The sequence below is a fragment of the Duganella sp. GW821-FHT07G03 genome, from assembly GCF_059418605.1.
This window is the reverse complement of sequence record NZ_JBWKQE010000004.1, coordinates 293,129-306,108: the sequence shown is the minus strand read 5'-3', so window position 1 is coordinate 306,108 and position 12,980 is coordinate 293,129. Positions and strand designations below refer to the sequence as shown.

The window sequence follows — 12,980 nt, the reverse complement described above, 5'->3', positions numbered from 1 at the left end:
CCGTGTGCGATTCTAACAGCACTTTTAGGCTTTTTCAAATTACGATACGTCATTTCATATTATGAAATCATCCCATGGGAATCTTGTGCGCCGCAGCATGACTAAAGCGCCGGAAACGAGGCGCGGGGCGCGCCGCCGCTTTATAATCCTGCTTTCCTCTCCAACCTGGTTAAATCATGCCTGCTCAACTGATCGACGGAATCGCCCTCTCCCAAAAACTGCGCGCGGAAATTGCTGCACGTGCTGCCGCCCTCACCGCACTAGGCAAACAGCCCGGCCTGGCCGTGATCATCGTCGGCGACGACCCGGCCAGCCACGTGTATGTGCGCAACAAAGTCAAGGGTTGCGAGGATGCCGGTTTCTACTCGCTCAAGGAGCAATATCCCGCCGACCTGAGCGAAGCCGCGCTGCTGGAACGCATCGCCGCGCTGAACGCCGATCCGGCCATCCACGGCATCCTGGTGCAAATGCCGCTGCCCAAGCACATCGACCCGCACAAGGTCATCGAGGCGATCTCCACCAAGAAAGACGTGGACGGCTACTCGGTGCTGAGCGCCGGCGAACTGATGGCCGGCCTGGACGGCTTCCGTCCGTGCACGCCATACGGCTGCATGAAGCTGATCGAAAGCACCGGCGTCAACCTGCGCGGCAAGCACGCGGTGGTCATCGGCCGCAGCAACACCGTCGGCAAGCCGATGGCGCTGCTGCTCTTGCAAGCCAACGCCACCGTCACCATCTGTCATAGTGCGACGCCGGACCTGGGCCTGTACACCCGCCAGGCCGACATCGTTGTGGCCGCAACCGGCCGCCGCAATACGCTGACCGCTGATATGGTGAAGCTGGGCGCGATCGTGATCGACGTCGGCATCAACCGCGACGAAGCGGGCAAGCTGTGCGGCGACGTCGATTTCGCCGGCATCAAGGAAGTGGCATCGCACATCACGCCAGTACCAGGCGGCGTGGGCCCGATGACCATCACCATGCTGCTGATGAACACCGTCGAAGCGGCCGAGCGCACTTAATACAACCGTATCGAACTTATTGGACTCAAGATGACTGATCAAAATCCCCTGCTGGACTTTAGCGGCCTGCCGCGTTTCGATGCGATCAAGCCCGAGCACGTCACCCCGGCCATCGACGAGCTGCTGGCCAAGAGCCGCGCCGTGGTCGAGCAACTGGAAGCGCCGTCCGAGCAGGTGACGTGGGATAACTTCGTCACGCCGCTGGAAAACGCCACCGAACTGCTGGGCCGCGCCTGGGGCATCGTCAGCCATCTGAACAATGTGGTCGATACGCCCGAGCTGCGCGCCGCCTACAACGACAACCAGCCGAAAGTGACCGAGTTCTGGACCGCGCTGGCCCAGAACGAGGCGCTGTTCGGCAAGTACAAGGCGCTGCGCGCGTCGGCCGGCTTCGACCGCCTGTCGCCGGCCCGCAAGCGCATCATCGACAACGCCGTGCGCGATTTCCGCATGGGCGGCGCCGAACTGCCTGCCGATCAAAAAGAACGCTTTGCCGACATCCAGGAAGAGCACGCGTCGGTGTCGACCCGCTTCTCCGAAAACGTGCTCGACGCCACCAACGACTACAAGCTGCTGGTGGCCGACGAAGCCGACCTGGCCGGCCTGCCCGCCGACGTCAAGGCCGCCGCGCGCGCCGCCGCCGAAAAGGAAAACAAGGCAGGCTACGAATTCTCGCTGCACTTCCCGTCCTACTTCCCCATCCTGCAATTCGCCGACAAGCGCGAACTGCGCGAGACCATCTACCGCGCCAACGCCACCAAGGCTTCCGAGCAAGGCGATGTGTTCAGCAAGAAGGAAGACTGGGACAACACCCAAAACATCGTCACGCTGCTGAAGCTGCGCGACGAGGAAGCCAAGCTGCTGGGCTACAAGAACTTCGCCGAGGTTTCTCTGGTGCCGAAGATGGCGCAGTCGCCGGACCAGGTGATCGCCTTCCTGGAAGACCTGGCCAAGCGCGCCCGCCCGTTCGCCGAGCAGGACCTGGCCGAGCTGAAAAAATTCGCGCAGGAAGAGCTGGGCATCGCCGAACTGAAAGCCTGGGACATCCCCTACGCTTCCGAGAAACTGCAGGAGCGCCGCTACGCCTTCTCGGCGCAGGAAGTGAAGCAGTACTTCCCTGAACACAAAGTGGTCGACGGCCTGTTCCGTTTGATCCAGAACCTGTTCACGGTCGAGATCAAACCGGACGACGCGCCGGTATGGCACAAGGACGTGCGCTTCTACCGTATCGAGCGCAACGGCAAGCTGATCGGCCAGTTCTACCTCGACCTGTACGCGCGCGCCGGCAAGAGCGGCGGCGCCTGGATGGACGACGCCCGCGGCCGCCGTGCCGAGGAAGAGAAAATCCAGACCCCGGTCGCCTACCTGACCTGCAACTTCACCGAGCCAGCAGTGGTCGATGGCGTCGCACAACCATCGCTGTTCACGCACGATGAAGTGATCACGCTGTTCCACGAATTCGGCCACGGCCTGCACCACATGCTGACCCAGGTGGACGAGCTGGGCGTGTCCGGCATCTCCGGCGTCGAGTGGGATGCGGTGGAACTGCCGTCGCAATTCATGGAGAACTTCTGCTGGGAATGGGAAGTGCTGGAACACATGACCTCGCACGTAAGCACCGGTGAACCACTGCCGCGCGCGCTGTACGACAAGATGCTGGCCGCGAAGAATTTCCAGTCCGGCCTGCAGACCTTGCGTCAGGTGGAATTCTCGCTGCTGGACATGCACCTGCACTACGACTACGACGCCAGCACCGGCCAGACCGTGCAGCAACTGATCGACGAAGTGCGCGCCAAGTTCGCGCTGATCGTGCCGCCGGCGTTCAACCGTTTCCAGAATTCCTTCGGCCACATCTTCTCCGGCGGCTACGCGGCCGGCTACTACAGCTACAAGTGGGCCGAGGTGCTGTCCGCCGACGCCTACGCGGCGTTCGAGGAAGCCAAGGCGCTGGGCCCGGAGGCCACCACCGCGACCGGCAAGCGCTACCTGCAGGAGATCCTGTCGGTGGGCGGCTCGCGGCCTGCGCTGGAATCGTTCACGGCCTTCCGTGGCCGCGAGCCCAGCATCGACGCGCTGCTGCGTCACAGCGGCATGGCGGCCTGATCATGAAGCGGCTGGCCGTCCTCGCCGCCGCGCTGCTGTGCCTCGGCACGGCCAGCGCCCAGGTGTACAAATGGGTCGATGACAAAGGCGTGACCCATTACAGCGACCAGCCGCCGCCGCCATCGGCGCCGACCAAAACAAAAGTCGAAGTGAAATCGTTTTCCACCGGTGGAGCTTCGGTGGAGTTGCCGCAGGAACTGGCCGACGCGGTGCGCAACCGCCCGGTCACGCTATACACCACGGCCCAGTGCGACGGCTGCAGCAACGCCCGCGCCATGCTGATGGCGCGCGGCATTCCTTTCAATGAAAAAACCGTTACCACCGTGGACGACCAGCTGGCGCTGAAGAAAGCCGGCGGCAACGGCCAGCTGCCCTTGTTGCTTGTGGGCCGCAGCAAGCTGACCGGCTTCGAACAAAACAGCTGGGATGTGTTGTTAAGCGACGCCGCTTATCCGTTGGAAAAACGCTTGCCACCGAATTATCAATACCCGGCGCCGGTTTCCGCCGCGCCGCCGCCACCGCCGGCACCCGAACCGGCACGCCCCGTGGAGGAGCTTGCCAAGCCCCTGCCGCCGGTCAATGCGCCACCCGGTTTCCAGTTCTAACATTGGCGTTCGGTAGCAACATCGGTGCCAGCGCCAAAAATAATTTTCGCATAAACTGGAATCAGGCAGCACCTCGCTGCATGCACTTCCCCTCTACAGAACAGAACAAACAGCTATGACACGCATCGATTTCCACACCAACGTGCCGGACAAAATCGCCTATGCCTGCCGCCTCGTGCGCAAGGCCTGGGGCGCGAACAAACGCGTGGTGCTAATGGCAGACGATGAGGCGCAACTGGCGGAACTTAACGCGGCGATGTGGACATTTTCCCCTGCCGACTTCCTGCCCCATGTGCTCGCTGGCGATGCGCTCGCCGCGCACACGCCAATCATTCTCACGGACAACGATGAGGCAGAATTACCACACAAAGAATTATTGGTAAATTTGTCGCGCCGCGCGCCTTCCGGGGTCGCGCAATTCGAGCGCATGATCGAAGTGATTTCCTCCGATGAGGATGACGCGGCCGCAGGCCGCAAGCGCTATGTCGCATACAAGCAGCAAGACTATCCACTTACCCACTTTGTCACAGGAAAATCATGAGCCAAGCCCAATCGTTTGACGCCAGTATCCCTGTATTGACGGAAGTTCTGAAGGCCGAGCCGCTGGGCGATGAACTGCTGCCCGGCGAGGCCGCTTCCGATACCCGCACCACCTTGTCCAAGCGCGCTGAAATGGCGGCCGAGCTGGAAGCCGACGCCATCGACAACTGGACCGATGCCGAATGGGCGATGATGGAACATCGCCTGTCCGAACGCATCATGCACCAGCTGCAATCGCGCGTCGATTTCGTGCTGGAGCAGCGCATCAAGGATTGCATGGCCGAAGTCCTGACCCACGCCCTGCACGGCCTGACCAACGAAATCCGCATCGGCCTGCACGACACCATCGAGAAAATCGTCGCCCGCGCCGTCTCGCAAGAGCTGACGCATCTGCAGGCCAAAAAGTAACAATCCCCTCCCCGGTCCGTGCCCACTTGGTGCACGGACCGCACTCTTCCAGCGCAGGACCGCCTCAAAACCGGGAAATGCCGACGCCGCACCCTCTCAAAAACTGGAAGCGCCATTTAAAAGTGCGAAACCCTGCGAATCTCCCTTTGCGTTAAGAATAATTTGTTGTACCTTTTGGCCTTGCAGAAAAATTCTGCGGCGCACATGAGACACCGTCGCTTATTCAACCATTGGAGAATGCATATGCTGTTCAAGACCAAATTCATTCCACTCGCCATCGCACTGGCTTTTGCTGGCAGCGCCGGCGCGCAAGAAGTGATCAAGATCGGCCACGTCGCGCCGGTCTCCGGTCCGTCCGCGCACCTGGGCAAGGACAATGAAAACGGCGCCAAGATGGCCGTCGAAGAATTGAACGCCAAAGGCATCAAGATCGGCGGCAAGCCGGTCAAATTCGTGCTGGTGCTGGAAGACGACGGCGGCGATCCGAAGCAGGGCACGGCGGTCGCGCAGAAACTGGTCGACGCCAAAGTCAACGGCGTGATCGGCCACCTGAACTCCGGCACCACCATCCCCGCATCGAAGATCTACTTCGACGCCGGCATCCCGGAAATTTCGCCAGCCACCACCCAGACCAAATATACGCAGCAAGGCTTCAACTCGGTGTTCCGCGTGGTCGCCAACGACGCCAAGCTGGGCGGCTCGCTGGGCAGCTATGCGGTCGGCAAGATGGGCGTGAAGAAGATCGCCGTCATCGACGACCGCACCGCCTACGGCCAGGGCGTGGCGGAAGAGTTTATCAAGGGCGCCAAGAAGGCGCTGCCGGGCGTGCAAATCGTCGGCAAGGAATTCACCACCGACAAGGCGACCGACTTCAACGCCATCCTGACCACCATCAAGGGCAAGAACCCCGACCTGATCTTCTTCGGCGGCATGGACTCGGTAGGCGGCCCGCTGCTGCGCCAGATGAAGGCGCTGGGCATCCAGGCCAAGTACATGGGCGGCGACGGCCTGTGCACCGAATCGCTGCCTAAGCTGGCCGGCGCCGACGCGGTCAAGGTCGTCACCTGCGCCGAAGCCGGCGGTGTGCCGCCTGAGCTGCAAAAGAACATGGATGATTTCCATGCGCGCTACAAGAAGAAGTACAACATGGACGTGCAACTGTACGCGCCGTACGTGTACGACTCGGTGATGACGATGGCTGCCGCGATGCAGGCCGCGAATTCGGCTGAGCCAGCCAAGTACCTGCCGTTCCTGCAGAAAATCAAGTATCAGGGCGTGACCGGCCTGATCGAGTTCGATGCCAAGGGCGACATCAAGGACGGCTCGCTGACCATGTACAACTACAACAACGGCACCAAGACCATCACTTCGGTGATCAAATAAATAAAAAAAGCCCCGTCGGCCTGAACGCGCTCAAGATCGCGCTCAGTGCAGACGGGGCTTTTTTGGCGCTGATTACTTCTGCGCCAGCACCCATTTCACCAGGGTCTTCGCTTCGGCGTCGGTCACTTGCGGATTGGCTGGCATCGGGATCGCGCCCCAGGCGCCGGAACCGCCCTTCATCACTTTGGTGACCAGCTTGGCTTCCGCGTCTTTCTGACCGGCGTACTTGGCGGCGACATCCTTGTAGGCAGGGCCGACCAGCTTGGTGCTCACAGCGTGGCAAGCCAGGCAGTTCTTCGCTTTCGCCAGGTCCATGCCCGCGTCCGCCATAGCGGCTTGCGACGCGAATGCCGATGCGACTACCATGCCAACCATCATCAAATTACGTTTCATTGTCTTCTCCAGGTAAGTGCTACTCAATTCTGCCAACAATTCTACCGTGTTTTGCTATTGAACATTAAACGCCATAGCGCTTATCTTCGTTGACCAATAATAGAATATTGCTGCCCGTAAAGCCGTTTTCTTTGTAAGATGACGTAACTGGAGGAGCACATCATGCCTATCATTTTGGTGATCTTAGTCCTGTGCGGGCTGCGGTATTTTGAAGTGTGGAAGTTCGCCCTGCTGTCCTGGTGGTGGATTATCGGGCTGATGGTGTTCGCCTTCGTGTGGTTCGAGTTCCTGGAACCGATGCTTGGCCTGGACAAACGCAAGGCGCACAACGAAGACGAAAAGCGCCGCAAGGCGCGCGTGAAGCAAAACTTCGACAAGAAGTAAAAAGAACTCCCGCTCCGGGCGGAGCGGGAGTGTGGCAGCCCGGCGCTCGCTTAGCGCTTGATCTGCGACAGATCGCGCACGGCGCCGCGATCGGCCGACGTGGTCAGCGCCGCGTAGGCTTGCAGCGCCTGCGACACGTAGCGCTGACGGTTGACCGGCTTCCACGCCGCATCGCCCTTGACGTCCATGGCCGCGCGACGCGCCGCCAAATCAGCATCGCTGATGCGCAGGTTGATGGTGCGGTTCGGGATATCGATATCGATCATATCGCCCTCTTCCACCAGGCCGATCGCGCCGCCCTCCGCCGCTTCCGGCGAAGCATGGCCGATCACCAGCCCCGACGAACCACCCGAGAAGCGGCCATCGGTCAGCAACGCGCAAGCCTTGCCCAGGCCCTTGGACTTGATGTACGACGTCGGATACAGCATCTCCTGCATGCCAGGGCCGCCCTTCGGACCTTCGTAGCGGATGATGACCACATCGCCTTCATGCACGGTATCGCCAAGGATGCCTTCAACCGCAGCGTCCTGGCTCTCGAACACACGCGCCTTGCCGCTGAATTTCAGGATGCTCTCATCAACGCCGGCCGTCTTCACGATGCAGCCGTTCTGCGCCAGGTTGCCGTACAAGACCGCCAGGCCGCCGTCCTGCGAATAGGCGTGCGCTTTGTCGCGGATGCAGCCGGTGCTGCGGTCGGTGTCGAGTGCATCGTAGCGTTCCGATTGCGAGAACGCCGTCTGCGTCGGCACGCCGCCAGGCGCGGCGCGGAACAGCTGGTGCACGGCAGGATCGTCGCTGCGCTTGATGTCGTTGCGTTCGATCGCATCGCCCAAGGTCGGCGCGTGGATGGTTGGCAGCGAGGTGTCCAGCAAACCGGCGCGCGCCAGTTCGCCCAGGATCGCCACGATGCCGCCGGCGCGGTGCACGTCTTCGATGTGGTACTTGTCGGTCATCGGCGCGACCTTGCACAGGCATGGCACTTTGCGCGAGATGCGGTCGATGTCCTTCATGTCGAAGTCCACTTCCGCTTCATGCGCGGCGGCCAGCAAGTGCAGCACGGTGTTGGTGGAACCGCCCATCGACACATCCAGCGCCATCGCGTTTTCAAACGCGGCCTTGGTGGCGATGGAGCGCGGCAGCACCGAGTAGTCGTCCTGCTCGTAGTGGCGCTTGGCCAGTTCGACGATCAAGCGGCCGGCGCGCAGGAACAGCTGCTCGCGGTCGGAGTGGGTGGCGACGATGGTACCGTTGCCCGGCAGGGCCAGACCCAGCGCCTCGGTCAGGCAGTTCATCGAGTTCGCGGTGAACATGCCGGAGCACGAACCGCAGGTAGGACAGGCCGAACGTTCGATCTCGGCGACGTCCGCATCGCTGACCGACTGGTCGCCGGCCTTGATCATGGCGTCGACCAGATCGAGCTTGATGATCTTCTGCTTGCCGTCGACCACCTTGATTACCTTGCCCGCTTCCATCGGGCCGCCGGAGATGAATACCACCGGAATGTTGAGGCGCATCGCGGCCATCAGCATGCCCGGCGTGATCTTGTCGCAGTTGGAGATGCAGACCATCGCATCGGCGCAGTGGGCGTTGACCATGTACTCGACCGAATCGGCGATCAGGTCGCGCGACGGCAGCGAGTACAGCATGCCGCCGTGGCCCATGGCGATGCCGTCATCGACGGCGATGGTGTTGAATTCCTTGGCCACGCCGCCGGCCTTCTCGATCTCGCGCGCCACCAGCTGGCCCAGGTCCTTCAGGTGCACGTGGCCGGGCACGAACTGCGTGAACGAGTTCACCACGGCGACGATAGGCTTGTCGAAGTCGCCGTCCTTCATGCCGGTCGCGCGCCACAGGGCGCGGGCGCCGGCCATGTTGCGGCCGTGGGTGGTGGTGCGGGAACGGTATTGCGGCATGATGTTTCTCCAGTGATAAAGGCGGGCTTAAGACCGCTGTCGTAGCATGACAGATTGCCTTTCCCCTGCCCCGGTGTCAAATATAGTATTTTCGACTCTGTGAGTCGTATAAAATATCACTGAATAGAATTTCAACAGTAAACAATATGAACATCGAACTGCGGCAACTGCGTTATTTCGTCACCGTCGCCGAGGAACTCCACTTCGGCAAGGCGGCGCTGCGCCTGCACATGACGCAGCCGCCGCTGTCGCAGACGATACAGGCGCTGGAGGAGCTGCTGGGCGCCTCGCTGTTCGAGCGCAACCGCCGCGGCGTGGCACTGACGCCGGCCGGCCTGGCGCTGCTGCCGGAAGCGCGCCGCATGCTGGCGCAATCGCAGGAACTGCCGCAGCTGGTGCAGCGCGCCGCCGCCGGCGAGGTAGGCAGGCTGACGCTGGCCTTCATCTCCTCAGCCGACTACAGCGTGCTGCCGCCCTTCCTGCGCGCCTACCGCGCCGCCTATCCGCAAGTGCAGATCACGCTGCAGGAAGCCACGTCGGACCTGCAACTGGACGATCTGCTCAACAACCGCATCGACGCCGGCCTGCTGATCCCACCGCTGCCGGACAAGGCCAGGCTGGAACTGGACTACCTGCCGGTGCTGAGCGAGCCGCTGGTGCTGGCCCTGCCGGCCGGCCTGCTGAAGAAGCAAGGCAAGCTGACATTGGCCTCCCTGCCGCCGCTACCGTTGATCATCTTCCCGCGCGCGATCTCGCCGGCCCTGTACGACGCCATCCTGTCGGTGTTCCGCGATGCCGGCATCACGCCGGAGATAGGCCAGCAGGCGATCCAGATGCAGACCATCGTCAGCCTGGTATCGGCCGGCATGGGGATGGCGCTGGTGCCGCAGTCCGTGTCCAACCTGATGCGGACCGGGGTAGAATACCGGGCGCTGCGCGACGCCACGCCGCTGGTCGAAACCGGCCTGGCCTGGCGGCGCGACAATGCCTCGCCGGTGCTGCGCGGCTTTTTGGAATTATTGAGAAAGAACACCCTATGCTGATACACCCGATGCCCGATCCGATCGCCCTGCAACTGGGGCCGGTGGCGATCCACTGGTACGGATTGATGTACGTTCTCGCCTTCGCCATGTTCATCACGCTGGGCCGCGTGCGCATCAAGCAGCCGCACATCGCCGCGCAAGGATGGAGGAAGGAAGACCTCGACGACATGCTGTTCTACGGCATGCTGGGCGTAGTGATCGGCGGCCGCATGGGCGAGGTGCTGTTTTACGAACCGGTCAAGTACTTTTCAAATCCGATAGAAATTCTGAAGGTCTGGCATGGCGGCATGTCCTTCCACGGCGGCTTCCTGGGCGTGCTGATCGCCATGGCCGTGTGGGCGCGCAAGAGCGGCCGCAACCTGCTGGACGTGTACGATTTCATCGCGCCGCTGGTGCCGCTGGGTTATGCCGCCGGCCGCCTGGGTAACTTCATCAACGCCGAGCTGCCGGGCAGAGTGGTCGGCGATCAATCGCTGCCGTGGGCGATGCTGTGGCCAGACAACGCCTACCCGCTGCATCCGAATCCCGTCTTCCTGCAAGGGCTGCGCCATCCGTCGCCCATCTATCAACTGCTGATTGATGGCCTGCTGGTGTTCGTCATCCTGTGGCTGTTCTCGCGCAAGGAGCGTCCGCGGCTGGCGGTCGGCGCAACCTACACGCTGCTGTATGGCTGCGCGCGATTCTTCACCGAATACTTCCGCACGCCGGACTGGGAAACCACCTTCCTCGGCATGCCAATCACCTCGGGCCAGGTGCTGTCGCTGCCGATGATCATCGGCGCGCTGGCGATGCTGGTATGGGCCTACACGGTCAAACAGAAGGGCCGCGCACCGGTCTGACAATCGAGCCCCCCAGCGTCATTCCCGCGAAAGCGGGAATCCATGCTGAGTATGAATTCAAGATGCGCGGCCAAAACAAGCTCAGTATGGATTCCCGCTTTCGCGGGAATGACGGCTACGCCAAGGCCTTGCGCAGCATGTAGGCGGCCAGGCCGTAGAGCACGACCGCGAAGATTTTCTTGAGGGTCTGCACCGGCAGCTTGTGCGCGGTGCGTGCACCCAGCGGCGCCAGTGTCACGCTGGCCGCCGCGATCACCAGCAACGCCGGCAGGTAAATGAAGCCCAGCGAATATTCGGGCAGCTCCGGCGTGCCCCAGCCATAGTAGATATTCGACAGCGTGCCCGCCAGCGCGATCGGAAAACCCAGCGCCGCGCTGGTCGCCACCGCGTTCTGCATCCTGACGTTACACCAGGTCATGAACGGAATCGACAGGAAGCCGCCGCCCGCACCCAGCAAGCCCGCCACCAAACCAATCACACCGCCGGCGCCAAACATGCCGACGCTGCCCGGCAGGCCACGCTGCGCAACGCCTTCCACAACGACCGCCTTTTTACCAAACAGTATCTGCGTGGCGGAGAAGCTCAGGAACACGCAGAACAAAATCGCCTGCCCCGCAGGACTCATTTGCTTGGCGATCCAGGGCCCGCACCACGCCCCGAGCAGTATGCCCGGCGACAGCAGCAGCGCCACCCGCCACAGCACCGCGCCATGCAGGTGATGCGCGCGCACCGACGACATCGACGTGAACAGGATCACGCCCAGCGAGGTCGCCACCGCCATATGAATGTTCACGCTCTCGGGAAAGCCCTTGGCGCTGAAGATCATCGTGATGAACGGCACCAGTATCATGCCGCCGCCTATGCCCAGCAAGCCCGCCAGGAAACCGCCCACGGCGCCCATCAGCAGCAGGACCAGCACCAGGCCGATATCCATCAAGCGCCTTTCTTGAGCAGCTTGACGATGGTGTTCCACTGCGCCGCCGTCACCGGCGTGATCGACAAACGGCTGCCTTTTTGCAGCACCACCATATCCTCCAACGCCGGTATGGTACGCATCTCGGCCAGCGACAGCAGCCGCGTTTTCTGCGTGCCCTGCACGTCGACCGAGATCCAGCGCGGCTGCTCCGGCGTGGCCTTGGGATCGTAGTACTTGCTGTCCTTGTCGAATTGCGTGGCGTCGGGATAGGCGCCGCCCACCACCCTCGCCAGTCCGGCGATGCCGGGCTCCGGGCAACTGGAGTGGTAGAACAGCACACCGTCTCCATTCTGCATGCCATCGCGCATGAAGTTGCGCGCCTGGTAGTTGCGCACGCCGAACCACGGCGTGGTCTGATCGGGCGACGCCATCACGTCGTCGATGCTGACTTCATCAGGCTCGGATTTCATCAACCAATATTGCATGGGTTTTCTCCAGACGAAAAAAAGCGGTTGCGCACTCACATGCTTGCAACCGCTTCTTAGTATAAGGCCCCGCCTGTGCCGTCTTTGCCGGCATCCCGAACCAAACGGTTCAAGGTGGTCACAGTTAGTTCAATTTCGGGTTCATCGGACTAGCGACGCTCACGCCCATCGAACAAAATTCCGCAACCGGTGCACATAAATGGTTCAAGGAATATATGGCAATCGCGAACACCGCAGGGTGAAACGAAGTTTACTCTCTTGTCCGCCGCAAAGGAAGGAGTTTAGCGAATTAAAACAGGGTTTCTTGCGGCGTCAGCGCGCTATCGAGCACTTTGTGCATGGCGCTGATCTTCGTCTGCACATCCAGTATAGACATCTCCGACAACGGCCCCACCGGCGATTTCACCGACAGGAACTCCGCCGCCATGCCCAGCGCCGCCATCACGGCGATGCGATCATTGCCCTTGACCTTACCGCCGTCGCGGATCGCCGTCATCTTCTTGTCCAGGAAGGACGCGGCCTCGCGCAGCGCGCGCTCCTCGCCTTCCTTGACGACCAGCCGATACGGTGAACCCATGATGGTGACATCGAGCTGTATCATCGTGCGTCCTCGTTTTCAGGCTGTTCTTCCTCTTCGGCGTCGCCGTCGAGCGCGGGGATTTTTTCCAGCAAGGCCTCGACGCGGCCGGTCGCCTCGCTCAACTTGCGCTGATAGCCCATGTTCTCCACCACCAAGGCGGCATTAGCTTGACGCAATTGTGCATTTTCCCGGCGCAGCGCCTGGGTCATCTCGGCCAGCTGGTCGATTTTGTCGGATAGTTCTTGGAAATCTGGAATCATCCCGCCACTATAGGCAGCGCGCGGAACGCCGTCAACCGAATCGCGCCCCCGGCCCGCATATTTGAAGGGCAAGCGCGCGATTTATTTCTTCACTGTCAACGTCCCG

The 12,980-nt window shown here is 61.6% G+C and carries 15 protein-coding genes and 1 other RNA gene; 9 read left to right on the top strand and 7 right to left on the bottom strand.

Features of this window, described 5'->3' with window-relative positions:
• The first annotated feature begins 176 nt into the window (after positions 1-176).
• From folD to AC07OK_RS08500, 6 genes are all read left to right on the top strand, one after another.
• Positions 177-1,022: a bifunctional methylenetetrahydrofolate dehydrogenase/methenyltetrahydrofolate cyclohydrolase FolD gene (gene folD, locus AC07OK_RS08525; RefSeq protein ID WP_494689895.1), complete on the top strand. Its 846-nt coding sequence runs from the start codon at positions 177-179 to the stop codon at positions 1,020-1,022.
• A gap of 30 nt (positions 1,023-1,052) precedes the next feature.
• A complete protein-coding gene (locus tag AC07OK_RS08520; RefSeq protein ID WP_494689894.1) occupies positions 1,053-3,125 on the top strand; it encodes a M3 family metallopeptidase in 2,073 nt (690 codons plus the stop codon).
• Positions 3,126-3,127: 2 nt separating this feature from the next.
• On the top strand, positions 3,128-3,730 hold the full coding sequence (locus AC07OK_RS08515) for a DUF4124 domain-containing protein (protein WP_494689893.1): 603 nt from the start codon (positions 3,128-3,130) through the stop codon (positions 3,728-3,730).
• A gap of 115 nt (positions 3,731-3,845) precedes the next feature.
• Positions 3,846-4,271, top strand: coding sequence for a DNA polymerase III subunit chi (locus AC07OK_RS08510; protein ID WP_020701471.1), 426 nt, complete (start codon positions 3,846-3,848; stop codon positions 4,269-4,271).
• Positions 4,268-4,678, top strand: a complete 411-nt coding sequence (locus tag AC07OK_RS08505) for a DUF2486 family protein (RefSeq protein ID WP_494689892.1) — start codon at positions 4,268-4,270, stop codon at positions 4,676-4,678. Before AC07OK_RS08510 ends, AC07OK_RS08505 begins: the two co-directional genes overlap by 4 nt.
• 243 nt (positions 4,679-4,921) lie before the next feature.
• Positions 4,922-6,061, top strand: a complete 1,140-nt coding sequence (locus AC07OK_RS08500; protein WP_116990533.1) for a branched-chain amino acid ABC transporter substrate-binding protein — start codon at positions 4,922-4,924, stop codon at positions 6,059-6,061.
• Between the two features lie 72 nt (positions 6,062-6,133).
• Here the strand turns inward: AC07OK_RS08500 and AC07OK_RS08495 are convergent, their stop codons facing one another.
• A complete protein-coding gene (locus AC07OK_RS08495) occupies positions 6,134-6,454 on the bottom strand; it encodes a c-type cytochrome (protein ID WP_217942150.1) in 321 nt (106 codons plus the stop codon).
• Positions 6,455-6,616: 162 nt separating this feature from the next.
• Between AC07OK_RS08495 and AC07OK_RS08490 the strand changes: the two genes are divergently transcribed.
• Positions 6,617-6,838: a TIGR04438 family Trp-rich protein gene (locus AC07OK_RS08490; protein ID WP_494689891.1), complete on the top strand. Its 222-nt coding sequence runs from the start codon at positions 6,617-6,619 to the stop codon at positions 6,836-6,838.
• Between the two features lie 50 nt (positions 6,839-6,888).
• On the opposite strand, the gene ilvD is transcribed toward AC07OK_RS08490, so the two are convergent.
• Positions 6,889-8,751 carry a dihydroxy-acid dehydratase gene (ilvD, locus tag AC07OK_RS08485; protein WP_494689890.1) on the bottom strand — a complete coding sequence of 621 codons (1,863 nt, stop codon included), beginning with the start codon at positions 8,749-8,751 and terminating at the stop codon, positions 6,889-6,891.
• A gap of 146 nt (positions 8,752-8,897) precedes the next feature.
• On the opposite strand from ilvD, the gene AC07OK_RS08480 reads away from it, so the two are divergent.
• Together AC07OK_RS08480 and lgt are read left to right on the top strand one after the other, a co-directional pair.
• Positions 8,898-9,794, top strand: coding sequence for a LysR family transcriptional regulator (locus AC07OK_RS08480; protein ID WP_494689889.1), 897 nt, complete (start codon positions 8,898-8,900; stop codon positions 9,792-9,794).
• Positions 9,788-10,633 (top strand): prolipoprotein diacylglyceryl transferase, encoded by an 846-nt coding sequence (gene lgt / locus AC07OK_RS08475; RefSeq protein ID WP_494689888.1) that lies wholly within the window; start codon positions 9,788-9,790, stop codon positions 10,631-10,633. Before AC07OK_RS08480 ends, lgt begins: the two co-directional genes overlap by 7 nt.
• A gap of 115 nt (positions 10,634-10,748) precedes the next feature.
• Here the strand turns inward: lgt and AC07OK_RS08470 are convergent, their stop codons facing one another.
• The 5 genes from AC07OK_RS08470 to AC07OK_RS08450 all read right to left on the bottom strand — a co-directional run bounded on the left by AC07OK_RS08470 (position 10,749) and on the right by AC07OK_RS08450 (position 12,946).
• Positions 10,749-11,567 carry a sulfite exporter TauE/SafE family protein gene (locus tag AC07OK_RS08470; RefSeq protein ID WP_494689887.1) on the bottom strand — a complete coding sequence of 273 codons (819 nt, stop codon included), beginning with the start codon at positions 11,565-11,567 and terminating at the stop codon, positions 10,749-10,751.
• The gene (locus AC07OK_RS08465; protein ID WP_494689886.1) at positions 11,567-12,034 is read right to left on the bottom strand and encodes an EVE domain-containing protein; all 468 of its coding nucleotides are present in this window, start codon (positions 12,032-12,034) and stop codon (positions 11,567-11,569) included. Before AC07OK_RS08465 ends, AC07OK_RS08470 begins: the two co-directional genes overlap by 1 nt.
• Positions 12,035-12,096: 62 nt before the next feature.
• A non-coding RNA gene (gene ssrS, locus AC07OK_RS08460) (6S RNA) lies at positions 12,097-12,277 on the bottom strand.
• Positions 12,278-12,323: 46 nt separating this feature from the next.
• Positions 12,324-12,635, bottom strand: a complete 312-nt coding sequence (locus tag AC07OK_RS08455; protein WP_020701461.1) for a cell division protein ZapA — start codon at positions 12,633-12,635, stop codon at positions 12,324-12,326.
• On the bottom strand, positions 12,632-12,946 hold the full coding sequence (locus tag AC07OK_RS08450) for a cell division protein ZapB (RefSeq protein ID WP_494689885.1): 315 nt from the start codon (positions 12,944-12,946) through the stop codon (positions 12,632-12,634). The genes AC07OK_RS08455 and AC07OK_RS08450 overlap by 4 nt, the downstream gene beginning before the upstream one ends.
• Between the last annotated feature and the right edge of the window lie 34 nt (positions 12,947-12,980).

Excerpts from the sequence above, each read along its gene's own strand:
- folD (WP_494689895.1), top strand. The coding sequence starts at position 177 with ATGCCTGCTCAACTGATCGACGGAATCGCCCTCTCCCAAAAACTGCGC.
- AC07OK_RS08520 (WP_494689894.1), top strand. The coding sequence starts at position 1,053 with ATGACTGATCAAAATCCCCTGCTGGACTTTAGCGGCCTGCCGCGTTTC.
- AC07OK_RS08515 (WP_494689893.1), top strand. The coding sequence starts at position 3,128 with ATGAAGCGGCTGGCCGTCCTCGCCGCCGCGCTGCTGTGCCTCGGCACG.
- AC07OK_RS08510 (WP_020701471.1), top strand. The coding sequence starts at position 3,846 with ATGACACGCATCGATTTCCACACCAACGTGCCGGACAAAATCGCCTAT.
- AC07OK_RS08505 (WP_494689892.1), top strand. The coding sequence starts at position 4,268 with ATGAGCCAAGCCCAATCGTTTGACGCCAGTATCCCTGTATTGACGGAA.
- AC07OK_RS08500 (WP_116990533.1), top strand. The coding sequence starts at position 4,922 with ATGCTGTTCAAGACCAAATTCATTCCACTCGCCATCGCACTGGCTTTT.
- AC07OK_RS08495 (WP_217942150.1), bottom strand. The coding sequence starts at position 6,454 with ATGAAACGTAATTTGATGATGGTTGGCATGGTAGTCGCATCGGCATTC.
- AC07OK_RS08490 (WP_494689891.1), top strand. The coding sequence starts at position 6,617 with ATGCCTATCATTTTGGTGATCTTAGTCCTGTGCGGGCTGCGGTATTTT.
- ilvD (WP_494689890.1), bottom strand. The coding sequence starts at position 8,751 with ATGCCGCAATACCGTTCCCGCACCACCACCCACGGCCGCAACATGGCC.
- AC07OK_RS08480 (WP_494689889.1), top strand. The coding sequence starts at position 8,898 with ATGAACATCGAACTGCGGCAACTGCGTTATTTCGTCACCGTCGCCGAG.
- lgt (WP_494689888.1), top strand. The coding sequence starts at position 9,788 with ATGCTGATACACCCGATGCCCGATCCGATCGCCCTGCAACTGGGGCCG.
- AC07OK_RS08470 (WP_494689887.1), bottom strand. The coding sequence starts at position 11,567 with ATGGATATCGGCCTGGTGCTGGTCCTGCTGCTGATGGGCGCCGTGGGC.
- AC07OK_RS08465 (WP_494689886.1), bottom strand. The coding sequence starts at position 12,034 with ATGCAATATTGGTTGATGAAATCCGAGCCTGATGAAGTCAGCATCGAC.
- AC07OK_RS08455 (WP_020701461.1), bottom strand. The coding sequence starts at position 12,635 with ATGATACAGCTCGATGTCACCATCATGGGTTCACCGTATCGGCTGGTC.